20 protein-coding genes are annotated in these 22,570 nt (G+C 72.9%); 18 read left to right on the top strand and 2 right to left on the bottom strand.

Going from position 1 to position 22,570, the window contains the following annotated elements; genetic code table 11:
- Positions 1-154: 154 nt before the first annotated feature.
- From ychF to ACGFSH_RS07965, 4 genes are all read left to right on the top strand, one after another.
- On the top strand, positions 155-1,243 hold the full coding sequence (gene ychF / locus ACGFSH_RS07980; RefSeq protein WP_393346072.1) for a redox-regulated ATPase YchF: 1,089 nt from the start codon (positions 155-157) through the stop codon (positions 1,241-1,243).
- Positions 1,244-1,512: 269 nt separating this feature from the next.
- Positions 1,513-1,797 carry a hypothetical protein gene (locus ACGFSH_RS07975; RefSeq protein WP_006138089.1) on the top strand — a complete coding sequence of 95 codons (285 nt, stop codon included), beginning with the start codon at positions 1,513-1,515 and terminating at the stop codon, positions 1,795-1,797.
- Complete coding sequence (locus ACGFSH_RS07970; RefSeq protein ID WP_393346070.1) at positions 1,779-2,192, top strand: DNA-binding protein; 414 nt, start codon at positions 1,779-1,781, stop codon at positions 2,190-2,192. Before ACGFSH_RS07975 ends, ACGFSH_RS07970 begins: the two co-directional genes overlap by 19 nt.
- 548 nt (positions 2,193-2,740) lie before the next feature.
- On the top strand, positions 2,741-3,028 hold the full coding sequence (locus tag ACGFSH_RS07965; RefSeq protein ID WP_393346068.1) for a hypothetical protein: 288 nt from the start codon (positions 2,741-2,743) through the stop codon (positions 3,026-3,028).
- A gap of 356 nt (positions 3,029-3,384) precedes the next feature.
- Here the strand turns inward: ACGFSH_RS07965 and ACGFSH_RS07960 are convergent, their stop codons facing one another.
- Both ACGFSH_RS07960 and ACGFSH_RS07955 read right to left on the bottom strand, forming a co-directional pair.
- A complete protein-coding gene (locus ACGFSH_RS07960; RefSeq protein ID WP_393346066.1) occupies positions 3,385-4,128 on the bottom strand; it encodes a HEAT repeat domain-containing protein in 744 nt (247 codons plus the stop codon).
- Complete coding sequence (locus ACGFSH_RS07955; RefSeq protein WP_393346064.1) at positions 4,125-4,511, bottom strand: CPCC family cysteine-rich protein; 387 nt, start codon at positions 4,509-4,511, stop codon at positions 4,125-4,127. Before ACGFSH_RS07955 ends, ACGFSH_RS07960 begins: the two co-directional genes overlap by 4 nt.
- 277 nt (positions 4,512-4,788) lie before the next feature.
- Here ACGFSH_RS07955 and ACGFSH_RS07950 point away from each other — a divergent pair, with 277 nt between their 5' ends.
- The 14 genes from ACGFSH_RS07950 (at position 4,789) to ACGFSH_RS07885 (ending at position 22,511) form a co-directional block, all read left to right on the top strand.
- Positions 4,789-6,975, top strand: coding sequence for a DEAD/DEAH box helicase (locus ACGFSH_RS07950; RefSeq protein WP_393346062.1), 2,187 nt, complete (start codon positions 4,789-4,791; stop codon positions 6,973-6,975).
- Positions 6,976-7,238: 263 nt separating this feature from the next.
- On the top strand, positions 7,239-8,219 hold the full coding sequence (locus ACGFSH_RS07945; protein ID WP_393346060.1) for a LuxR C-terminal-related transcriptional regulator: 981 nt from the start codon (positions 7,239-7,241) through the stop codon (positions 8,217-8,219).
- 422 nt (positions 8,220-8,641) lie between these two features.
- Positions 8,642-8,818 carry a hypothetical protein gene (locus tag ACGFSH_RS07940; protein WP_393346058.1) on the top strand — a complete coding sequence of 59 codons (177 nt, stop codon included), beginning with the start codon at positions 8,642-8,644 and terminating at the stop codon, positions 8,816-8,818.
- A 53-nt stretch (positions 8,819-8,871) separates the two neighbouring features.
- On the top strand, positions 8,872-10,212 hold the full coding sequence (locus ACGFSH_RS07935) for a nucleotide sugar dehydrogenase (protein ID WP_393346056.1): 1,341 nt from the start codon (positions 8,872-8,874) through the stop codon (positions 10,210-10,212).
- Positions 10,209-13,379 (top strand): amino acid adenylation domain-containing protein, encoded by a 3,171-nt coding sequence (locus tag ACGFSH_RS07930; RefSeq protein ID WP_393346054.1) that lies wholly within the window; start codon positions 10,209-10,211, stop codon positions 13,377-13,379. Before ACGFSH_RS07935 ends, ACGFSH_RS07930 begins: the two co-directional genes overlap by 4 nt.
- Positions 13,376-14,152 (top strand): polysaccharide deacetylase family protein, encoded by a 777-nt coding sequence (locus ACGFSH_RS07925; RefSeq protein ID WP_393346052.1) that lies wholly within the window; start codon positions 13,376-13,378, stop codon positions 14,150-14,152. Before ACGFSH_RS07930 ends, ACGFSH_RS07925 begins: the two co-directional genes overlap by 4 nt.
- Positions 14,153-14,174: 22 nt before the next feature.
- A complete protein-coding gene (locus ACGFSH_RS07920) occupies positions 14,175-15,467 on the top strand; it encodes an MFS transporter (protein ID WP_393346050.1) in 1,293 nt (430 codons plus the stop codon).
- Positions 15,468-15,655: 188 nt separating this feature from the next.
- Positions 15,656-16,948, top strand: a complete 1,293-nt coding sequence (locus ACGFSH_RS07915) for an ATP-grasp domain-containing protein (RefSeq protein WP_393346048.1) — start codon at positions 15,656-15,658, stop codon at positions 16,946-16,948.
- A gap of 130 nt (positions 16,949-17,078) precedes the next feature.
- Positions 17,079-17,486, top strand: a complete 408-nt coding sequence (locus tag ACGFSH_RS07910; RefSeq protein WP_393346046.1) for a glyoxalase — start codon at positions 17,079-17,081, stop codon at positions 17,484-17,486.
- A 61-nt stretch (positions 17,487-17,547) separates the two neighbouring features.
- Positions 17,548-19,110 (top strand): Ldh family oxidoreductase, encoded by a 1,563-nt coding sequence (locus tag ACGFSH_RS07905; RefSeq protein ID WP_393346044.1) that lies wholly within the window; start codon positions 17,548-17,550, stop codon positions 19,108-19,110.
- Complete coding sequence (locus tag ACGFSH_RS07900) at positions 19,107-20,048, top strand: Gfo/Idh/MocA family protein (RefSeq protein WP_393346042.1); 942 nt, start codon at positions 19,107-19,109, stop codon at positions 20,046-20,048. The genes ACGFSH_RS07905 and ACGFSH_RS07900 overlap by 4 nt, the downstream gene beginning before the upstream one ends.
- Positions 20,045-20,797 carry a hypothetical protein gene (locus ACGFSH_RS07895; protein WP_393346040.1) on the top strand — a complete coding sequence of 251 codons (753 nt, stop codon included), beginning with the start codon at positions 20,045-20,047 and terminating at the stop codon, positions 20,795-20,797. Before ACGFSH_RS07900 ends, ACGFSH_RS07895 begins: the two co-directional genes overlap by 4 nt.
- The gene (locus tag ACGFSH_RS07890; RefSeq protein WP_393346038.1) at positions 20,794-21,693 is read left to right on the top strand and encodes a sugar phosphate isomerase/epimerase family protein; all 900 of its coding nucleotides are present in this window, start codon (positions 20,794-20,796) and stop codon (positions 21,691-21,693) included. The genes ACGFSH_RS07895 and ACGFSH_RS07890 overlap by 4 nt, the downstream gene beginning before the upstream one ends.
- Positions 21,690-22,511, top strand: coding sequence for a sulfotransferase family protein (locus ACGFSH_RS07885; protein ID WP_393346036.1), 822 nt, complete (start codon positions 21,690-21,692; stop codon positions 22,509-22,511). The genes ACGFSH_RS07890 and ACGFSH_RS07885 overlap by 4 nt, the downstream gene beginning before the upstream one ends.
- Positions 22,512-22,570: the final 59 nt, after the last annotated feature.

Raw genomic sequence — 22,570 nt, 5'->3', positions numbered from 1 at the left:
ACACGCCGTGCGGAGGGGCTTGGCCATCCGTTCGACAGGGCCGCCGGGCCGGGGCCGGCCACGCCGTAAACTGGTGGACCGGTCAGCCCTCTGGCCCTGGCCCTCTCACTCCGGGAACGGGCCCTATGGCCCTCTCACCACGGGAAGTCGCAACGTGTCGCTCACGATCGGAATCGTCGGTCTGCCGAATGTCGGCAAGTCGACCCTGTTCAACGCCCTGACCAAGAACGACGTGCTCGCGGCCAACTACCCGTTCGCCACGATCGAGCCGAACGTGGGCGTGGTCGGCGTCCCCGACGCCCGCCTCACCAAGCTGGCCGAGATCTTCTCCTCGCAGCGCATCCTCCCGGCGACCGTCGACTTCGTCGACATCGCGGGCATCGTCAAGGGCGCGTCCGAGGGTGAGGGCCTGGGCAACAAGTTCCTGGCGAACATCCGCGAGTCCGACGCGATCTGCCAGGTCATCCGCGCCTTCAAGGACGAGAACGTCGTCCACGTCGACGGCAAGGTCTCGCCCAAGGACGACATCGAGACGATCAACACCGAGCTGATCCTCGCCGACCTCCAGACCATCGAGAAGGTCCTGCCCCGCCTCCAGAAGGAGTCGCGGATCAAGAAGGACGTCGTACCCAAGGTCGCGGCGGTCGAGGCGGCGAAGGAGATCCTGGAGAAGGGCGACACCCTCTTCTCCGCGGGCATCGTCCAGGGCTCCGGCAACGAGGAACTCCTGCACGACCTGCACCTGCTCACCACCAAGCCGTTCCTCTACGTCTTCAACGTGGACGAGGACGAACTGGTCGACGAGGAATTCAAGGCCGAGCAGCGCGCACTGGTCGCCCCCGCCGAGGCGATCTTCCTCAACGCCAAGCTGGAGCAGGACCTCGCCGAACTGGACGAGGACGACGCGATGGAGCTGCTGGAGTCGGTCGGCGCCGAGGAGCCCGGCCTCACCACCCTCGCCCGCGTCGGCTTCGCCACCCTCGGCCTCCAGACGTACCTCACCGCCGGCCCCAAGGAGTCCCGCGCCTGGACGATCAAGAAGGGGGCGACCGCCCCCGAGGCCGCCGGCGTCATCCACACCGACTTCCAGAAGGGCTTCATCAAGGCGGAGGTCATCTCCTTCGCCGACCTGGTGGAGACCGGCTCGGTCGCCGAGGCCCGCGCGAAGGGCAAGGCCCGCATGGAGGGCAAGGAGTACGTGATGCAGGACGGCGACGTGGTGGAGTTCCGCTTCAACGTGTAGCGGCTGGCTATCGCCACGTCGCAGATCTGGCAAACATGCAGGTAGGCAGGGTCCGGCTCTTCGGAGTCGGGCCCGTGGTCTTTCCTGTGCTGGGATGGTGCTGGGATAGCTGACTCCTCGTCACCTGTCGTCATCCCTGGTCATCCCTACCGTGCTGGGATTGTGCTGGGACGGGAGGAGGGTGCCCGTGCTGGGATTTGTGCGAGCAGGGCGCCGGCTGAGCTGTGCGGACCTGGCACTTTTCCTACTCGTTTGACACAATCGGGGGCATGGCTGAGACGACGTACAGCATCGGGGAAGGGCCGGCGACGCGGGTGAGCTTGTCGCTGCCGGAGGGGACCGCGGAGGCGATCCGGGCTCGGGTGGGCAAGCGGGAGTTCTCCGCGTTCATCGCCGAGGCGGTCGAGCGTGAGCTGCGCGGGCAGGTCCTGGACGAGTACCTGGCGGACTACGAGAGCCGCAAGGGGCCGGTCTCCGAGCCGGCTCGTCAGCGGGCGCGGCAGGTCTTCGACGAGGTGTTCGCCGAGGAGGCCGAGTGGCCCGCCGCAGGCTGAGTCACGAGGGGACGCTCGTCCTCGACAGCGAGGGACTCTCGAAGCTGCTCGCTGACGAAGAACAGGTGGTGGCTCTGATCGCTGAGGCGCGCTCGCGCGGCATGGAGGTCGTGATCAGTGCGCTCACCATCATCGAGGCCGTCCACGCCCGTACGGACAAGTCACGCCTGAACTGGGTGCTTTCCGGGCTGCGGGTTGTCCCGGTCGGTGACGAGGAGGCGAGGGCGGCCTCGAAATTGCTGATGAATGCTGGGTTGCACGGACACAAGTACGCGATCGATGCAGCCGTCGCCGAGGCCGCGCTGCGACAGCACCGCCCCGTGGTCATGCTGACTTCCGATATTGACGACATGGCCAAGCTGTGCGGCGAGCGGGTCCGGCTCGTGGCGGTGTGATTTCCCCTGGTCCGCTTTCTGCCTTTCGACGGTTGATCAGTGAGTGGCGGTGGAACTACCAGTATTCGGCGGACCACCGGTTTCGGTAACCGGCGATCCGCCGCTATGTTGCCGCTCTTCCCCTTCTTGGTGAAATTTCGTAGGTCGCGGGCGGAGCCAAGGCTCAATAGGAGCGGGGCCCGTAGGGGCTCCAGTGGCCGAGAAAGGGCTTGAGGTCGTCGCCGCTGGGCTTCGGCGGCGTGGGCAGTTTCGGTGCTGAGACCGATTCGGTGCGGTGTTGGAGATGCGTGTCCGCGAACGCGAGCCACGCCTCGATCGCGGTCCGCTCCTGCCCTGGCGGCAGTGATGCGGTGTGGTCGCGTACTGCTGTGATGTATTCGGTCAGGCGGCTGGCCTGATACCAAGTGTCTGCCTGTTCTCCGATTCCAGGTCTTTTACGGTCAGCGGCTCTTGCCCGAGGGCAATTCGGGACAGCGGGAGCCCGGTCAGTTCATGCAGTCGCTGCTCCGCGCTCTTCCCGGTGCCTGGACGATCAACAGCGGGAGCTCGTGGGGCGGTTCCTCGGACGGCCGGTGTGCGGACTGATCAACTCAGCTGAGCTGACCGGCAGAACGGACGACGGGTTCCGTCCTTCGGCCGCGTTCGTGGCCCAGCAGGCCGCCTGCCTGGTCGTCGGCGCCTGGATGGCACGCAGTACGGGCCTGGTCAGCGGGCCTCCACGACGCATCGAGTACGACACCCGCTTCGGCCCCCGGCCCGACCAGATGATCGACCACCGGCTTCCCACCCCCGGATGCGTGTGTCAGAAGGACGCTGCACTCATCAACCAGATCTGACTCGCCTGTGGGCGGGTCGGGCACAGACGTCTGCCCGCAGTGGGTCCTCGGGCCCGCGATGCGGTGACAGCGTTCGGCCGGACGGCGTGGCGGCAACGGGGTCCACTGGTGGCGACGCGGACGCCCTCCTCCGGCGCCGCCCGGACCAGAGCCACGGCGGTGCGGTTTTTGCGGGTGAGAGCTTCGTTGCCGGTCTCGAAGTCGGCGACGATCTCCCGCAGCTTGTCCATCGCGACCCCCTGTTCGAGGGCCTGCTCGGGTGGTCCGAGTCCTTCCTCGTCACGCGGCGCTCGATCATGTAGCCGTAGCCGTAGCCGTAACCGATCTCCTCGGGGTGCCGGAACGGCGCGCGGGCTTCATCTCTCGGGGTAGGAATCCGGGTACAGGTCGATGCGGTCGATCCAGGTGGGGGCGACGAAGACGGTGTCGCCGGCGGGGGCTTCGGAGGCTTCCAGCAGGGACCAGGTGCGGGACTCCTCGACCAGGTGCTCCCAGGGCGCGGTCCAGTTGAGTTCCCAGTCCAGGGCGGGGCCGGAGACGCCGTATGTGCCGCCGGCGTCCACGCGCCAGAACTGGGAGTAGAGGATCACCTGGGCGTGGTCGGCCAGGTCGTCGATGATCTCGGAGAAGTGGGCCGAGGGCCAGCCGGGGGTGTCGTCAGGCACGGTGGCTCGTAGGCGCGCGGTGAGCGGCGGGACGACAGGGCTGCGTGCGCCGAGTTCGGTCAGGGCCCAGCGGATGCCGCCCGGCTCGGTCCAGTCCGGTGGCGTCGCCCGTTCCAGGCAGGCGCGGTAGGCGTGGCGCAAGGGCTCGACGGCGCCGTCGATCTCCAGGCTCGCCAGGGCCATCGCCGCCCATTCGCGGACGGTCGGGTCGTCGCTGTCCAGCAGGCCGATGAGAGCGGGGCCGCAGCGGGGGTCGCCCACCTCCTCGAAGACCTCGATGGCGGTCAGCTGACCGAACCCGCCGAGGGAAGGCAGGCCGTCGATGACGGCGGGTATGGCGTCGGAGCCGATCCAGATCAGCTCCGCGCGGGCGTCGTAGGACTCGTCGGCCCTGCCGTCGAGCAGCTGGACGAGTGTGTCGATGCGAGAGGTCATGACGTGGCGTGGTCCCGGCGCCAGAAGGCGGGGAGCCACCAGCAGAGAACCGAGCTGTCCTCGGGCCACGGGGCGCGGTCCTCGGCCGCCCAGTGCTCGAAGGAGTCGCGTGCCAGGTCGATGGGGCGCCAGGCGGGGTCGAGCGGCTCGTCCTCGGCCGGCGGGCGGACGTACGGGCGGCCGAGCTCGTCACAGGCGCCGAAGTCCTGGTAGTTGCGCTGGGCTTCGATCAGGGAGACCTTGTTCGCGCCGCCGCTCATGGTGGGCCAGCGGAACTGGACCCCGTCGTCCTCCCAGAAGCAGACGGGGCAGATCTCGTACGAGCCGGGCATCGCGTCCAGCACACGGTGCCCGCAGCACGGGCAGGGGTAGGAGTCGCTCACCTGCGCAGTGTCGTCGCAGGTCCCGCCCGGGTGCCACGGGTTTCTCGGCCGCTGCCTGCGCGGCCGGTCCGCAGCCGGTCCGCAGAACACCCGAGGACGGCCGTCGGGAGCCGACGTATGCCGACGAGGAAATCCGAGGTCAGAGCCTTGGAGAGTGTTCCACCGCAGGTCAGGGTCAGACCGGGGTCGGTCCGTGCGCCGTGGACCCCTTGACGTCCGTCCGGCCCTGTGGGGGCGATGGCAGGATGCGGGTGGGCCAGGGAGAGGGGCGGGAAGCGTGGGGCGTGGGGAGCGGGAGACGGTCGCGAGGGGAGCGCGGCTGCACGAGGCGGCGGGCGCCCTGGTCGATGATCATGGAAGGGTCGTGGAGGCGGTGCGGGCGGCGCTGAAGCCGATCCATGACGCGGCGGTGGCGCGGGAGCTGGACGCCATCCCGGTCGCCCGGTTGCAGGACGTCACCGAAGGGCGGCTGCGACTGGGGAGCGTCGAGAAGAGCGGACTGCGTTCGGTAAGGAGTGTGCTCGCGGCGGGCCCCTACCGGTTGCGGCAGATCCCCGGCGTCGGGCAGCGCACGGCCGACCAGATGCTCGCGGCCGCCCGTCGTCTCTCCGAGGCCGTGCACGAGACCGTGGCCGTCCATATCGACGTGGACCGCCCGGAACCGGCCACGACCGCGCTCGTCACGGCCCTGCACGTCCTGGTGGAGGCCGGTCCCGCCGTTCGGCGTGCGGTCGACGAGGCCGCCGCCCTGTCGAAGCGGCTCGGTCCGTTGCTCGCCGACGCCGGGCCCGCCGCCGCGCGCATCCGGATGCTGCTGGCAGGCCGACAGAGGAAGGCTCGCGCATCGGAGGCGGTCGCCGGCATCCGGTCGCTGGTGGACGAGGCGGAACGGAAGGGCCTGCCCGGACTGCTCGCCCAGACATCGGTGGACCTTCTTCGGGGGCCTTCGTCCCACGTCGCGGCCTGGACGGACTTCGAACTCCGCTCCGCCGAGTACTACAGCCTGCTCGCCGAGATCTCCGGGCGGCTGCCGGACGCGGCCGCCGCCGAGGGCTTCCTGCCGGACGAGATCGCCGAGCGGGTGCGCACCCAGCCTCTCGACGACACGTACCGTCGAGTCTCCCTGCGCGGTTACCAGGCGTTCGGCGCACGGTTCGCGCTCGCGCAGCGCAAGGTGATCCTCGGCGACGAGATGGGGCTCGGCAAGACCATCCAGGCGATCGCCGTGCTGGCCCATCTGGCCGCCGCGGGACAGAGCCACTTCATGGTCGTCTGCCCGGCGAGCGTCCTCGTCAACTGGACGCGGGAGATCGAGGGCCGCAGCGTCCTGCGTGTCGCGGTTCTCCACGGCCCCGACCGGCAGGACGCGTTCGCCGACTGGAAGGCGCGGGGCGGGGTCGGGGTGACCACGTTCGACGCGCTGCGCGGTTTCCGCCCGCCGGACGGTGGGGAGGTCGGGCTGCTCGTGGTCGACGAAGCGCACTCCGTGAAGAACCCGCAGGCCAAGCGGTCCCAGGCGGTCACGTCGTGGGCGGAGCGCTGCGAGCGCACCCTCCTCATGACGGGAACCCCGATGGAGAACAGGGTCGTGGAGTTCCGCAACCTGGTCCGGATGCTCGACGGCGGCGTAGCGGACTCCCTCGGTGAACGGGACGCGCCGGCCGGGTCGGTCGCCTTCCGCAAGGCCGTGGCCCCCGTCTACCTGCGGCGCAACCAGGAGGACGTGCTGACGGAACTCCCGAGCCTCCAGCAGACCGACGAGTGGGAGGAACTGAGCGCGTCGGACGAGGAGGCCTACCGGGAAGCCGTGCGCGCGGGCAACTTCATGGCGATGCGCAGGGCCGCCTACATGTGCCCAGGTAAGTCGGCCAAGCTGGCCCGGCTCCTGGAGATCGTCCGGGAGGCCGGGGAGAGCGGGCAGAAGACGGTGGTCTTCTCCCAGTTCAGAGCCGTGCTGGGCGTGGTGGAGGACGCACTCGCGGCCGCTGCCGCCGCCGACGGCGCCCCGCTGTTCGGTCCGCTCACCGGGAGCGTCCCGGCCGGGCGGCGGCAGCAGATCGTGGACGACTTCGCCGACGCCGCGGGCCCCGCGGTGCTCCTGGCGCAGATCCAGGCAGCGGGCGTCGGCCTCAACATGCAGGCCGCCTCCGTCGTGGTCATCTGCGAACCTCAGATCAAACCGACCGTCGAACACCAGGCGGTGGCCCGGGCCCACCGGATGGGGCAGGTCAGGCCGGTCCGTGTGTACCGTCTCCTCGCCACCGGGGGTGTCGACGAGCGCATGGTGAGGATGCTGGAGGCCAAGACCCGCCTGTTCGACGCCTACGCCCGCCGCAGCGCCGTGGCGGAGGCCACCCCGGACGCGGTCGACGTGTCCGACACCGAGCTGGCACGCCGGATCGTCGAGGAGGAACAGGCACGTCTGGGCACGACGACGGACACAGGGCTCATGGCAGCCGAGTGAGGCCGCAGTGCCGCAGTGTCGTAGTGCCGCCTGCACGCCATGGAACGCCCGGGAGGGCGGGGCAGGCGTCGGTGTTCCGCGGCGCCCGGTGTCAGGGGCGCGGAGAACGAGTGTGCTATGACTCGATCGCATCAGTGAATCGAGCCCTCGAAGATCTCGGGGCGGCCCGCAGGGGATCCGCCCGTGGCCTGCCGGCGACCAGCGGCGCAGGACGGGTCGCCCGCTGCCACGGGGAAGGGGTCGAGCCGAACGAGGGGGACGTTGTGAACGAGGAGAGCGAACGGATACGCCGGCGGCTCTACGGGCTGATCTACCGGCACCCGGCCTGGTCGCTGGAGCAGATGGCGGCCGAGGTCCGCTGCTCCCTCGCCGTGGCGGACCAGATGTGCGACGAGCTCTGCGCCGTCGGACTGCTGATCCCCGCGTCCGCGGCGCCCTGCGGATATGTGACGGTGACGCCGGAGGCGGCGCTGACCCGGCTGTTCTCCGCCGAGGAGCGTCAGACCGCGGCCCACGCGCAGCACGTGTCCAGGATCCGCGGCGCCATCGCCTCGCTGATCGGCGACTATCCGCGGCTGCGCGACGAGCGGCGCGAGTCCCTCGAGATCGAGGTCCTGCCGACCCCCGCCCTGGTGAACACCTTCCTCGAGGACGCGGGCAGCACCTGCAATGTGCGCATGCGGTCGATGCATCCCGGCGGGCCGCCGCCGGAGGACCTCATGGAGGACATGCTGTTGCGCGACAAGGAGATGGAGAGCCGGGGGATCCGGGTGGAGACGCTCTACTCGCGGCGGACGGCGGAGGTCCCCTACATGGCGGCCTATCTGTCGGATGTCGAGCGGCTGGGGCGCGAGGCGCGTACGGCGGTCTATCTGCCGCTGCGGATGATCCTGTTCGACTACGACCTCGCCGTGCTGCCGATCAACCCGCACGACAGCGGTGAGGGGGCCTTCGCCGTCCACGGGCAGGCGCTGGTGCGGTCCCTGCACGCGCTGTACGACTACTGCTGGCACACCTCGGCGCCGTTCCGGCCGCTGGCCGCGCACGGCGCGGACCTCGACTCGCAGGATCTCGCCGTGCTGCGCATGCTCGCCGACGGCGTCAAGGACGAGGCGATCGCCCGTCATCTCGGAGTCTCCTCGCGGACGTTGAGCCGGCTGATGACCGGCCTGCTGGACCGGCTGGGAGCGCAGACGCGGTTCCAGGCGGCCCTGCGGGTCGCGGAGCTGGGACTCCTGGACTGAGGGCCGGCCGGCCCTCCGACGCCACGGCAGCGCCGGTCCGTCGGGTGTCGAGCACAACACCGGCCTGCCGGCGTCGACCGCAGCGCCGTCCGTCGGGCGTCGATCGCAGCGCCGGCCCGCTGGGCGTAGACCGCAGCGCCGGCCCGCCGGGTGGCCGTCGCAGGGCTCGCTTCCGGCTCCTGTTTCACGATCGCCGAGGGCTGCACATCCCTGCGGCGGAGGGGTGCGTTCCGTTTCGTCTCACATCGTGAGACCGATCGGGGGTGTGACGTCCTGTCGCCATGGCCGGTCGCCGCCTGTGGAATGGCTTGAACCCGGGGTCCGCGTGACAGCAGCATGGGTCTGCCGGACGGGAGGGGCGGCGGTGACCGCGTTCCCGTCCGCCGCGTCTCGCACACGTCAGACACCACCGGGGGATACGTATGTCTGCAACACTTCGCCATTTCGTCTGTAGCGCCCTCCTGTGCGCCTCTCTCCTCGCCGTGGCCGGAACCGTCCGCGCCGCCACGCCCGAGCCGGACGCCGCCGGCGGCCGGGTCGCGTCGGCTGCCGAAGCGACCCCGCTGTCCACGCCCCAGGGCGACAACGGCTGGTGGTAGGCGCACCCGCGCCTCACCCGCCCGCCAGCCAGTCCGCGCACCAGGAGAGTTCGATGGACGTCATCGCCGCCGCACCACCCGGTCCACCCGAGCCGGTCTTCACCACGGATCTCGCTCCGGCAGCGCACCGCGACCGCACGGTCGACGCGGTCGACGTGGCTGTCGTGGGCATCGGTTACGCGGGCCTTCCGCTCGCGGTGGCCGCCGCGCTGGGCGGGCACCGCACCCGCGGACTCGACCTGAGCGACTTCCTCGTGGCGCAGGTCAACATCGGCCGGCCGCCCGTCGACACGGTGACGTCCGCCGAACTGGAGTCCGCGGCGCCGCTGCTCGACGCCACCACGGACCCGGCGTTCCTGCGCGAGTGCTCCGTCGTCGCCCTGTGCGTGCCCACGCCGGTGGACACGCACGGCGTGCCGGACCTGGAGCCGCTGCTGGCCGCGGTGCGCACCGTCCGCCACCACCTGACGGCGGGGCAGTTGGTGATCATCGAGTCCACCACCTATCCCGGCACCACCGACGGCGTCATCCGCGACATCCTGGAGGAGTCCGGACTGGTCGCGGGCCGGGACTTCCATCTGGCCTTCTCGCCGGAGCGGGTGGATCCCGGCAACACCCGGTACGGCTTCCACAACACGCCCAAGGTGGTCGGCGGACTGACCACGGCGTGCGGCGCCCGTGCCGCCGCGTTCTACGCCGGCCTGACCGACCACGTCCACGTCACCCGGTCCAGCCGTGAGGCCGAGGCCGCGAAGATCCTGGAGAACACCTACCGCCAGGTGAACCTGGCGCTGGTCAACGAGTTCGCGCAGATCTGCCACCGGCTGGGCGTCGACGTCTGGGACACCATCGCGGCCGCGGCCACCAAGCCCTTCGGCTTCACCCCGTTCCGGCCCGGCGCGGGTGTCGGCGGCCACTGCATCCCGGTCGACCCGCTCTATCTCGTGCACCGCGCCACACAGGCCGGGGTGCCGTTCCGGATGGCCGAGCAGGCGCAGCGCATCAACGACTCGATCCCGGTCTGGGTCGCCTCCCGCGCGCAGGAACTGCTCGCCGCGAGGAAGATCGCCGTCCGCGGGGCCAAGGTGCTCCTGCTGGGCGTCACCTACAAGCCGGACGTCGCCGACACCCGGCACTCGCCGGCCGAACCGCTCGCCGCCGAACTGCTCGGCGCGGGCGCCGACGTGATGTTCCACGACCCGTACGTCAGCACCTTCTCCGCGCGGGGACGGGCGGTGCCCGCCGGGCAGGACCTGGTGGCCGACCTCGCCGCCGCCGACCTGACGATCGTCGTGCAGCGGCACCGGATGTACGACGGCGGCCTGCTGGCCCACGCACGGCTCGTCCTCGACCCCAGCGGACCCGGTACGACGGCGGAGGGCGTGTACGCATGACGCAGCACCCCGGGGTGGTGGAGCTGATCCACGCCCACGCAGCCGCACGCCCCACGGCCACCGCCCTGCGGACCCCGGCCGACACCGTGACCTACGCCGAACTGTGGACCCGGGCCGGACTGGCCGCGAAGGCTCTGACGGACCGCGGCGTGCGTCCGGGCGACACGGTCGTCGTGCGCATGCCCTCCGGTCCGCCGGCGGTCGTCGCGATGCTCGGGTGCTGGCTCGCCGGCGCCGCGTTCGTGCCCGTCGACATGGCGACCCCCGCCGAGCGCCTCGCGCACGTCATCGGCCACAGCGGCGCCGTCGCCGTCCTCGACGACGACACGGCGCTCGAGCCCACCACCGAACCCCGGCCCACCACCGAACCCCGGCCGACGGCCGCGGCCGGGACGCGGTCCGCCGGGGCGGCCGCCCCGCTCGACGACCGCGGCGCGTACGTCGTCTACACCTCGGGGTCCACCGGAGTTCCCAAGGGGGTCCTGGTGGGGCACCGGGCGCTGGCCGGCCACGTCCGCGCGTCCGTGGACCTGTTCGCGCTCGGGCCGCACAGTACGGTGCTTCAGTTCGCGAGCCTCGGCTTCGACGTCGCCCAGGAAGAGATCTGGCCGACGCTCGCCGCGGGGGCCACCCTCGCCTTCCACGGCGCGGGGAGCGTCCCCGACACCGCCCGCCTCGCCTCCGCCGCCGCGGAACTGGAGGTGTCCGTCCTCCAGCTCCCCACCGCCTACTGGCGCATGCTCTGCGCGGAACTCGACGGTACGGACGGTCCGTCGTTCGCCGGGGTCCGCACGGTGGTCGTCGGCGGCGAGAACGCCACGACCGCCGACGCCCGCGCCCACCGCCGCACCCCCCTCGCGCACACCGTGCTGGTGAACGGGTACGGCCCCACGGAGACCGTGATCACCGCGACCGCGCTGGTGCTCGCCCCCGGCGACGACGTGCCGGCGACGGCCGGGCTGCCCATCGGCCGGGCGGTCGGCGAGCGCGTCGCGCGGGTGCTCGACGAGGAACGACGGCCCGTCGCCGACGGCGAGCCGGGCGAACTGTGGATCGGCGGCGAGCTGCTCGCCACGGGCTATCTGCACGACGAGGCGAGGACGCGCGAGCTCTTCCCGCCCGACCCGTACGCGACGGCCCCCGGCGCGCGGATGTACCGCACCGGCGACATGGTGGTGCGGCGGGAGGACGGCGGCATCGAGTTCCTGGGGCGCGTCGACAACCAGGTGAAGGTGCGCGGCCACCGCGTCGAGCTCGACGAGGTCGACCGCCATCTGCTCGACGTGCCCGGCATCGTCTCCGCGACCGCGTTCACCCTGGACGACGGCGCCGGCGGGAACGTGCTCGCGGCCGCCGTGGCCGGCGACGGCTCCGGCCCCGACCCCCGGGCGGTCCGCGCGCACCTGCGGGAGCGGATTCCCGCCTACCTGGTGCCGGGCCGCATCGCGGTCCTCGACCGGCTGCCCCTCACCACGTCCGGCAAGACCGACCGCCGTGCGGCGGCGAAGGCCGCGGCGGCCGTCCTGGCGACCGGTACGACGCCCCTCCCGGACGGCTCCGGCCCGCCGCGATCCCCGCTGGACGCGGTCCTCGCCCTCCTCCGGTCTCTGCTGCTCGCGCCGGACTTCGGCCCCGACGACGACTTCCTCGCCCAGGGCGGCGACTCCCTCATGGCCCTGCGCGTCTGCGCCCGGATGCGAGGACGGGGCGTCTCCATGAACCCCGGCGATCTCCTCACGGGACGCACCGCCCGCGCCGCCGTCGCCCTGGCGGAGCGCCGCCGCGCGCCGCACACCGTCGAGGAGGAGCCGGCCGGCCCGCTCGACCTGCTGCCCGCCCAGCACCGCTGGCTCCGCGACGGCGACCTCCCCGAACGCGACCACTTCTGCCTCAACGCCCTGTTCACGACCGGCTCCGGCCTGTCGGCCCGCCGTCTGGCCCAGGTGGCCGGCGCGCTGCACAGGCGCCACCCGGCGCTGCGCACGGCGCTGCGCGAGGACGGCACGGCCGAGCTGGCGCAGAGCGACCCGGCGGACGCCGTCCGCGTCCTCGACCTGGGCCCGGTCCCGCCGCGGGAACGCACCGCCGTCCTGGAGGAAGCGCTGGCCGCGGCCCAGACGTCGATGTCGCTCGAGAGGGGCCGGGTCCTCCAACTGCTCTACGCCGACGGCGTGGACGGCGACGCCCGGCTGCTTCTGACGGTGCATCATTTCGTGCTCGACGGCGTCTCGATGAGCGTCCTCGTCGACGACCTGGAGCTGCTGCTGGCCGACGGCCGCCCGGAAGCCGCCGCGACGGGACCACGCGCGGTCGGGGACGCCCTGCGGGACTGGGTGCGCACGCCGCAGGCACGGGCGGACGCCGCCGCATGGGCCGCCCGCGCCACCGGGTTCACGGCGCTGCGCCCCGACACGGACGGCGCCGCCCCACTGCCCACGCTGCGCACGCACCGCTTCCGGCTGCCCGCGGACCTCACCCGTCAGGTGACCCACCGTCTCCCCGCCGCCGGTGTCTTCCCCCACCACTTCGCGCTCGGCTGCCTCGTCGGCGGCCTGGCGGCCTGGACCGGGGAGCCCGTGCACGGCGTGGACGTCTACGCCCACAGCCGTGACGTGTCCCCGGGCGACCTCGACCTGTCCCGCACGGTCGGCTACGTGCAGAGCACCTACCCGGCCGTCCTGCGCTGGGAGGGGACGGGCATGCCCGCCCTCGTCGGGGCACTCGAAGGGCCGGCCGCCCTGCCCGAACGCCGGTACGGATTCGACGCGTTGCGCTTCCTCTCACCCGATCCCGGGGAGCGCGCGGCCCTGGCCGCGTGTCCGCGCCCGCGGGTCCGGCTCAACTTCCGGGGGCATCTGCTGCGGCTGGAACAGCGGTCGTCGGGCGCCGTGCTGCGGCCCGCGAGCGAGAGCTTCGGCGCTCACCGCTCGCCGCTCCAGCAGGAGCGGTATCTGCTCATGGCCGAGGGGGACATCGTCGACGGGCGACTGGAGATGAGCCTGAAGTACTCCACCGTCCACTGGAGCGCGGAGCGGATCGAGGAGCTGGCCGGCTGCGTCGAACGGGTGATGCGGCAGACGCTGGACGACTCCGGCGACGCGTCCCGGGCTCCCGCGGGCCCGGCGCGTGCGCACACCGCCCCCCTCGCGGACGGGGGCGCCGCATGACACCGGTCCCGCCCACGATCGCCGGCATCCCCGCCGAGCACCAGCCCGCGACGGGCAGCGCGCCGCGATGGCCGCTGGTTCTGTACTTCCACCATGTGCACCCCGGCGTACGGCACTACACGGCTCTCTCACCGGACGAGTTCGAGCGGGGACTGGAGCAGGTGCTCGAACGGTTCGACCCGTACGATCCGGCCGACCTGCTGGCCGACGGAGGGCCCCGCCGGCCGGAGCGTCCCACGGTGCTGGTCACCTTCGACGACGGCTACCGCGACAACACGACCCACGCGCGGGACATCCTGGACCGCCTCGGCGTCCGCGCGGTGTTCTTCGTCTGCACGGGGATGCTCGGACGGCGCAGCCCCCGTCCGCGTGAGGACCACCTGACGTACGAGGAGTGCGACCGGCTGGCGGGCGAGGGACACCTGATCGGCGCCCACACCCGCACCCACCCGCACCTCGACCGGATCCCCGCGGCCGACGGCCGCGCCCAGACCCGGGGGTCGCTCGACGACATCCGCGAGCGGTACGGCCCGGGTCCGGCCCGGCTGTTCGCCTACCCCTACGGCGGGGTGCCCGCCGAGCCGCACCTGCCCGACGACGTCCTCGCCTTCGGAACGGTCCGCTCGCCCGCCACGCCATGGACCGCGCACCCGCAGCGGATCCGCAGAACCTATCTGCCCTCCGGGGCGGCCGACACCTGGGCCGATCTGGTGCTGCACTGGCGCACCGCGTGGGACGGGCCGACGGCGCCGACCGCGGCCGGCCCGTCCTGACCGCTTCCGAGAGGGAAGACAGATGACCGAACGGAAAACGTGGCGCACCCGGCTGACCGGGGCGCTGCCCGCCACTCGCGAATCCCGCATCATCGCGGTGAACGCGCTGATCGGATCCATGGGCACCGGCATGTTCCTGGCCGGCTCCGCCCTCTACTTCACCCGCTTCGCCGGACTGAGCGAGACGCAGCTCGGCGTGGGCCTGGCCGTCGCGGGAGTCGTCGGCCTCGCCACCGCCGTGCCGATGGGCATGCTCGCCGACCGCTTCGGCCCGCGGAACATCATCCTGGTGGTCTGCCTGTGGCGGGCGGTCGGCTACCTCGCCTATCTGCGGGTCGACGGATTCGCCGAGTTCATGCTCACGGCCAGCCTGCTGTACGTCATGGACCGGGCCGGCCAGCCCCTGAACCAGGCCCTGGTGGGCCGGCTGATCACCGGGTCCGAACGCAACCGGACGATGGGATTCATCAGGTCCCTGCGCAACCTCGGCTTCACCGTCGGGTTCTCGCTCGCCGGCATCGCCCTGACCACGGGGTCGAAGACGGCGTTCCAGTGGCTGTTCATCGGCAACGCCCTCAGCTTCCTGGTGGTGTTCGCCCTCGTCTGGCTGCTGCCGCGGGTCGGCCCGGCGGCGGCCGAGGACACCGGCGAGGGGGAGAGCGCGAAGGCGGTGGTCCCGCCCATCCGCGACTGGCGGTTCGTGGCGGCCACGGCGGCGAACGGCGTCATGTTCCTGCACGACGCCATCCTGATCACCGTGCTGCCGCTCTGGGTCGCCGAGCACACCGCGTCGCCGATCTGGATGATCACCGTCCTGGTCACCACCAACACGGTCATCACCGTGCTGGGCCAGGTCAGGGTGACCCGGCACATCGACAGTCTGGCCTCCGCCACCCGCGCCACCACCTGGTCGTCGGTGCTGCTGCTGTTCGCCTGCGTCGCCTTCGCGTTCAGCGGCTGGTCGGACTCGGCCGGCTGGGCTGTCACGACCCTCATGACGGCGCTGCTCCTGCTGACGTTCGGGGAGCTGCTGCACTCGGCGTCGTCCTGGGAGATCTCCTTCGCCCTGTCGCCCGAGGCGGCACAGGGCCGCTACCTCGCCTTCTTCAACGTGGGCTTCTCGGCGGCGGAGATCGCCGGACCGGCCTTGGTGCTGTGGCTGCTGTCCCGGACCGGCCCGGGCGGCTGGCTGGTCATCGCGGTCTGCTTCCCGCTCTCCGCCGCCCTGAGCCGGCTCGGCACCCGGCAGCGGCCGGCGCCCGTCCCGGCCGGGCCCGGCGCGGCCGAACCCGTGGCCGCCACGAGCGGCTCCTGACCGCACGCACCGGCACGCACCCGCCCGGCGCCCGTCGGGCCGCCCGCGGCCCGGCCGGCGGGTATGGCCCGCTCCACGCGAGGCGCGCCCGGGCCCGCCGCCCGAAGCACCCGAAGCGCCCGCGGCGACGCAACCCGCACCGACCGCATTCCCACCGACCGGCGGAATGCCCACTGACGGAGGAAAGCATGTCCGACACACCCGCCCCCCAGCACCTCCTGATCGTGAGCGGCGGCCGTGATCTGCCGGACCGCGCGCGCGACGCCTGGCCCGGGCTGCGCACGACGGTCATCTGCCGGCCCGAGGTGGTGCCCCGGCTGCGCAGCCGCGAGAAGATCCAGCGCCTGATCGTGCTCCGCGAGGACGCCCCCGTCGAGGAGTGGGTGGCCGCCGCGCGGTTCGTGCACGCGATCGACCCCGTCGACCGGCTGGCCAACTTCACGGAGAAGGACACCGAGAAGACCGCGGCCATCGGAGTCGACCTCGGTCTCGCCTGGCACAGCGCCCGCACGGTACGGGCGGTGGCCGACAAGCACGAGATGCGCAGGGTGCTGGCCGAGGCCGGGATCGGCGGCGTCGTCGCCGAGACCGTCCACGACGTCGAAGGCGTGCTCAAGGTCGCCGAGCGGACCGGCTACCCGCTGATCTGCAAGCCCGTGCGCGGGGTCGCCAGCAAGGGCGTCACCCGTATCGACGGACCGGCCGACATCGGGCGGGCTCTGGAGTGGGGCGCCGAGGGAGCCGGCGATCTGGACGCGCCGGACCTGCTCGTCGAGCAGTTCCTGAGTGGCGACGAGTACAGCGTGGAGTGCGTCAGCGAGGACGGCGAGCACCTGGCCGTGGGCATCACCCGCAAGATCTCCGAGCACGACCACTTCGTCGAGGTCGGGCACGTCGTGCCCGCCCCGCTCGCGGACGCGGACGAACGACGGATCCGGGACGCCGTCACCGGCATGCTGACGGCCCTCGGCGTCCGCCAGGGCGTCACCCACACCGAGGTCATCGTGGCAGCGGACGCCGTGCACATCGTGGAGACGCATCTGCGCCCGGCCGGCGACGAGATCCCCGAGCTGTGGGCCCGCGTCAGCGGCGTCGACCTGATCGACGTCGTCGCCCGGCAGGCCGTGGGCATCAAGGTCCTCGACGACGTCCGGGCGGCGCTCGCCGCCCCGCACGACGGGCCGAGCGCGGCGGCCATCTGGTACGCCTGCCCGGACGCGGTGGGCGAGATCGTGGAGATCACCGGCGAGGACGAGGCCCGCGCGCTCGAAGGCGTCGTCGACGTCGAGGTGCTGCGCGAACCGGGCAAGCGGCTCAAGGGAGTCACCGGATCCTTCGCCCGGGGTGCACACGTGTGCGCGGTGGGCACGTCACAGGACGAGGCGCTGCGCCGCGCCCAGGAAGGGGTGCGGAAGCTGTCGTTCACGGTGCGCAGCGACGGCATGGCCGCCCGCCACGAGGCTCTGGCCTCGACCGGCTGACCCCGCGTCGGCCGCACGGACCGCGGCGGCCCGCCGCCCGGCGCGCCCGCACGACCGGGACAGCAAAGACACCAGAAACCCCGGACTCCGAGAGCCACCTGAGACACCAGAGAGAAGAGAGTGAAGAGAGATGACCGCACAGAACAGTGAACCGGCCACCCCCGACTACGCGTTCGGCGGCCTGCACCACGTCCAGCTCGCCATCCCGCCGGGCGGCGAGGACCAGTGCCGGGCGTTCTGGGGCGAGGTGCTCGGGATGACGGAGCTGGAGAAGCCCCCGGTGCTCGCCGCCCGCGGCGGATGCTGGTTCCGCGGCGGCGGCCTCGAGGTCCACCTCGGCGTCGAGCAGGACTTCTCGCCCGCGCGCAAGGCGCACCCGGGCATCCTCGTCCGGTCGCTGCGCGGTCTGGCCGAGCGCCTGGAGAAGGGCGGCCACGAGGTGACGTGGGACGACAACTTCCCCGGCCACGACCGCTTCTACGCGTTCGACAAGTTCGGCAACCGGCTGGAGTTCCTGGAGCCGCAGACCGCGTCCTGACCCGGGCCACCGGGCCCCGGTGTCGTCCGACCCCGTACCACGGCATTTCGAGGAGCCAGCAATGACCGAAGCAGCGGGCAGGCCGCCCGCCTTCCGCGTGGCGGACCTGATCGTGGCCGAAGGCCCCGAGGGAGCCGAGCGCATCCTGATCGCGGGGCTGACCGTCACCGTGGCCGCCGGCGAGATCGTCGCGGTGCTCGCGGACGACACCGGGCCCGCGGTCGCGCTGATCGAGGTGCTCGCCGGGCGCCGCCGGGCCCAGTACGGCGCCGTCACCGCCGGCGGGGCCCCCAGGCCCCGCCGCATCACCCCGGTCCTGCCCGCCGGCGTGACCGTGGTGAGCGCACGGGAGGCCTCCCCGGCCGCGCCGGCCACGGCGCCCGTCGTGGTGGTCGACGCCGTCGGCGGCCCGCATCCCGACGACTCCCGTGCCGACCCGGCGCGCTCGGCGGCCCGGCGGGGCAGCGCGGTCCTCCTGGTCACCACCGACGCCCGGGCCGCGGCGTCGGCCGACCGGACCGTGCACCTCAACCGCGCTCCCCGGCCCGAGCCCCGCCCGGCGGCGGAGGCGGAGGTGCGTTTCACGCCCGACGCGCTGCTGACGGCGGCGACCGGATCGCTCACCGCCGCCGGTGTCGGTGCCGAGCGCGCCGCCCTGGTCGCCCGTGTCCTCGTCGACGCCGATGTCCGGGGCCACTTCTCGCACGGTGTGGGCCTGCTGCCGATGTACCTCGACCGGCTGCGGCAAGGCGGCATCGATCCCGCCGCCGAACCGGAGTGGACCCGGGAGGACGGCTCCGTCGTGCTCGTCGACGCCCGAGGCGGGTTCGGACAGGTCGCCGCCGATCTCGCGGCCCGCCGGTGCGCGGAGCGTGCGGCCCGCGACGGGATCGCCGCCGTCGCCGTCCGGGGCAACAACCACGTCGGCATGCTGGCCGCGTACCGCGACCACTTCGTCCGCCACGGCGTGGTCGGTCTCGTCCTCAACGTGTCGGGCCCGAGTGTCGCCGCCCCCGGCGCGGGGCGTCCCACCCTCGGGAACGACGCGGTGTGCATGGTGGTTCCCCGCGACGGCCGGGCCCCGCTGGTCGTGGACTTCGCCACCGGCACCGTCGCCAGCGGAAAGATCAGGCATGCCGCGCACCGCGGTGAACGCGTGCCCGCGACCTGGCTGGTGGACCGCGAGGGCCGTCCCACCACCGATCCGGAGGAACTCGACCGCGGCGGCGCCGTCCCGGTCTTCGGCGGTCACAAGGGCCTCGGGGTCGCCGTCATCACCGAGGTGCTGGCCGGCGTCCTCGCCGGCGGCACGGTGAGCCCCCTCGTCCACAAGCAACGGGCCGAGCCCGACCGGCCGATGGACTGCTCCCAGTTGTTCCTCGCGCTGTCGCCGGGCGCGTTCGGCGACCCGCCGGTGGACGAGCTGCTCGACGTCCTGTCGGGCGCGGTGGCCGCCGGCTATCCGCAGGGGCCGCCCGCGGTCCACCTGCCGGAGCAGCAGGAGCGGCTGGCGGAGGCGCTGGCGGCCGAACACGGCGTGCCCGTGCCGGCGTCGGTCGTCGAACGCCTCGGCTGGGACGCTCCCGAGACGGCCGCGGCCGCCCCGGCGGGAGGTGCCGCGTGAGCACGCGTCTCGGTGTGGGCATCGTCGGATTCGGAGTCGCCGGGCGGCAGCACGCCGCCGCCCTGGAGCGCCTGCCGGGCGCGGGCATCGTGTCCGTCCTGGAAGAGGCCTCCACGGTCGACACCGGCGACCATCGCCGGGCCGGTTCGTGGCGGGAACTGCTCGACGACCCCGACGTCGGGCTGGTGGCCCTGTGCGTTCCGCCCGGAGGGCGGGCCGGGCTGGCGGTCCAGGCGCTGGAGGCGGGCAAGGCCGTCCTGCTGGAGAAGCCGCCCGCCGTGTCCGTGGCGGAGATCGACGCCGTGGCGGCCGTGGCCCGCCGGACCGGCCTGCCGGTCGGAGTCATGCTCCAGCACCGGATGCGGCTGCCGGACGCGGCCCTCGCCGCCACCTGGTCGGCGCCCTCCGTCACCGCGGTCCTCGAAGTGTCCCGGTTCCGCCCTCCGGCCCACTACCGGCGTGCCGGGTGGCGCAGCGACCCCGCCGCGGCACTGGGCGGCATCTCCGCCCATCTGGGCGTCCACTACCTCGACCTGGCCTGTCAGCTGCTCGGGCAGCCGGAGTCGGTGCGCCTGACGCCGGCCCGGGAGGTCGCCGCGGGGATCGACACCCGCGTCACGGGAGTGGTCACGTTCGTGTCCGGGGCCACCCTCGCGTTCACCGTGACCGCCGAGTCGATGGTCCGTTCCGAGCGGCTCCAGGTCCTCGGCCCCGACGGCGGCCTCAACATCACCGACGGCACGGTGATGACCCAGATCGGGGGCGCGGAGCGGACCTGGCCCACGGTGCCGACCGCGGAGCTGCGCACCGACGTCTACCGCGAGATGGCCGAGGCCATGGCCACGGGACGGCCCCCGGCGCGCTGCCACCTCGACGGCGCCCGGGGAGTGACCGGGATCCTCTCGTCGGTCGCCGGCGCCACGGCGGTGATGGCGTGAACCCCCTGATCGGCGTCTCCTCCGGTTCGGCGCCGCACCTGGACGCCGCCGCCCTGGCCGGCCTCGTCCTCTCGCTGGGCGGCACGGCCGTCGACGTGCGGGAGGGCAAGGGCCACGCCTGGGAGGCCGGAGGGCTCGACGGACTGCGGGCCGCCGGAGCCGAGGTGTGCTTCGTCGGCGTCGCCACGGTGCTCGGCGACGCCGCCCACCCGCCCGGCGGGATCGGCGGCCGGCGCCGACTCGAGAAGGGCCTGCCGGTGAAGGTCTTCGCGGCCGCCGGATGCACCGCGCCCGAGCGGCTCGGCCTGACGCTCGCCCAGGTCGAGGCGCTGGTGGCGAGGGTCGGCGACAGCTCCCTCGTCCTCGTGGAGACCCATCACGGATACGCCCCCGTCCCCGAACTGGAGGAGCTGTGCCGCCGGGCCGGCACCTCGGTCCTGCTCGACACGATGGGGCTCGCCAGAATCGACGGCGATCCCGTCGCGGCGGCGGCCCGGCTCGCCCCGTGGATCTCGTACGCCCAGGTCAAGGGCTTCGACTGGGACGCGCCCGGCACCTCGCGCCACCGGCCGCTGGCCTGCGCCCGGCCCGAGCTGACCCGGCGGGTCCTCGACGCGGCCGGCGCGCTGCGCGCGGTCACCGTCGAGTCGAAGGCGCCGTCCCTCGCCGAGGACACCGCGCTGCTGCGCGAGTGGTACGTCCCCGGTCCGCCCCCGTCCCCGGCCCTCAGCGAGGAGGCCCCGTCGTGAGACTCGCCATCATCAACGACGAGTTGTCCCAGGACATCGAGGAGGCGGCCGCGGTGTCGGCCCGCCTCGGCTTCGACGGCCTGGAGATCCGCTCCAGCGGCGGCGTGCCGCCGCATCGCATGGACGACGCCGCCCTCCTCGCCGTACGGGACGCCGTGACCCGGCACGGGCTGCGGGTGGCCGGTTTCGACCCGCCGGCCCTGAAGTGCGAACTGCCCCGCACGGCGGCGGAGACGGACGCCGCCCGCGACCTCGTGGTGGACTCCGTGCGCAGGGCCGAACTGCTCGGCGCGCCGTTCGTGCGCGTCTTCACCTTCTACCGGCAGGGCGACCCGGACCCGCGCAGGGCGGCCGCGGCGGCCCGCGAGGTGCTGGACGGAGTGCCCGCGGGACGGGTCCCGCTGCTGGTGGAGACGGGCATGCGGACCAACAGCCCCACCATGCGCCACACGCTGGAGTTCCTGGACGCGCTCGGCGACGACCGCCTGGGCGTGCTGTGGGATCCCGGCAACAGCGTCTTCAGCGGCTGGGACCCCGCCCCGTTCCCGCAGGACTACGCGCTGGGGCGCGAACGCATCCGGCACGTCCACGTGAAGGACCCGGACGGGCAGCGCGCCTACGTCCGTCTCGGCGACGGCGATCTGCCCTGGCCCGCGATCCTCGCGCGGCTGGCCGAGGACGGATACCGGGACTGGGTCTCCCTGGAGACGCACTGGCGCGTCGGACGGGTGCTGACGCAGGCCCAGCGCGACGAGCCGTGGGGCGAGGACTTCACCGCCGGCGGCTTCGAGGCCAGCACGGCCTGCATGCGACTGCTCCGCGAGATGACGCGGGGCCCGGGCGGGGACGCCGTTCCCGCCGGCACGGACGCGCACACGGTGGAGGCCGGCGCATGACCATCTCACCCGTGATCCTGCTCGGGGGCCAGCGCTGCGGCACGACGGCCCTCGCCTACGCGATGAACCTCGCCTTCCACGACGCGGGCGGTCACTTCACCGTCAACGGCAAGCTGCCCTACCTGCTGCACCGCTGGCTGGGCGGCCAGGACCTGGCGGACCGCCACCTGCGCGCCGACGAGATCCTGCACGCCCTGGACCGGCGGCCGCCGGACGGCGCGGGAGTCGAACAGTGGCGCGCCCGGGTGGAGCGGAGCCTGCGGGCCGCCGCCCGGGACGTCGCCGAGGGCGCCGCCGGGGACGATCCGGTGGAGCTGGCGCGGCGGATCCTGGGCGCCGCCCAGGGCGAATCGCCTTACTGGGGCGACAAGTACAACGAGTACCTGCTGCACCTGCCGTGGTTCGGCAGGGTGCTGCCCGACGCCCGTTACGTGATGCTCGTCCGCCACCCGGTGGAGGCCGCCCGCTCGATGCTGCGGTGGAAGGGCGACCGGCCGTACGTGCCGCTCACCGAGGAAGCCGCCCTGGCCAAGTGGACGGCGTGGAACAGGCACTGGCTCGCCTTCGCGCCCGGCGTGCCGGCCGAGCGCCGTCTGGTCGTCGAGTACCACGCCCTGTGCCGGGGGGAGGAGACCGAGCGCCTGTCACGGTTCACCGGGCTCGATCTCACGCCGTACCTCGCCGGCCTCAAGCCCCGGTCCCCGGCCGCCGACACCGGCGTCGTCCTGCCGGCGGACACCCGAACCGTGTGGGAGGAACTGCGCGCCGCCGCCGAGCCCGCCGCCACCGCCCCCGCCCCCGCACCGGCCCTGACCTGAACCGACCCGATCTGCCCTATGAACCCCGCCCTGATGAACCACCTGATGAACCACCCCAT

Source organism: Streptomyces sp. NPDC048481 (assembly GCF_043200075.1).
Lineage (GTDB): Bacteria > Actinomycetota > Actinomycetes > Streptomycetales > Streptomycetaceae > Streptomyces.
This window is presented reverse-complemented; position numbering and strand designations above follow the sequence as displayed.

What these genes read in the sequence shown, in the direction of transcription:
- ACGFSH_RS07975 (WP_006138089.1), top strand. Translation starts at nt 1,513, where the DNA reads ATGGCTGAGACGACGTACAGCATCGGGGAAGGGCCGGCGACGCGGGTG.
- ACGFSH_RS07960 (WP_393346066.1), bottom strand. Translation starts at nt 4,128, where the DNA reads ATGACCTCTCGCATCGACACACTCGTCCAGCTGCTCGACGGCAGGGCC.
- ACGFSH_RS07910 (WP_393346046.1), top strand. Translation starts at nt 17,079, where the DNA reads ATGACCGCACAGAACAGTGAACCGGCCACCCCCGACTACGCGTTCGGC.
- ACGFSH_RS07935 (WP_393346056.1), top strand. Translation starts at nt 8,872, where the DNA reads ATGGACGTCATCGCCGCCGCACCACCCGGTCCACCCGAGCCGGTCTTC.
- ACGFSH_RS07940 (WP_393346058.1), top strand. Translation starts at nt 8,642, where the DNA reads ATGTCTGCAACACTTCGCCATTTCGTCTGTAGCGCCCTCCTGTGCGCC.
- ACGFSH_RS07885 (WP_393346036.1), top strand. Translation starts at nt 21,690, where the DNA reads ATGACCATCTCACCCGTGATCCTGCTCGGGGGCCAGCGCTGCGGCACG.
- ACGFSH_RS07930 (WP_393346054.1), top strand. Translation starts at nt 10,209, where the DNA reads ATGACGCAGCACCCCGGGGTGGTGGAGCTGATCCACGCCCACGCAGCC.
- ACGFSH_RS07915 (WP_393346048.1), top strand. Translation starts at nt 15,656, where the DNA reads ATGTCCGACACACCCGCCCCCCAGCACCTCCTGATCGTGAGCGGCGGC.
- ACGFSH_RS07920 (WP_393346050.1), top strand. Translation starts at nt 14,175, where the DNA reads ATGACCGAACGGAAAACGTGGCGCACCCGGCTGACCGGGGCGCTGCCC.
- ACGFSH_RS07905 (WP_393346044.1), top strand. Translation starts at nt 17,548, where the DNA reads ATGACCGAAGCAGCGGGCAGGCCGCCCGCCTTCCGCGTGGCGGACCTG.
- ACGFSH_RS07925 (WP_393346052.1), top strand. Translation starts at nt 13,376, where the DNA reads ATGACACCGGTCCCGCCCACGATCGCCGGCATCCCCGCCGAGCACCAG.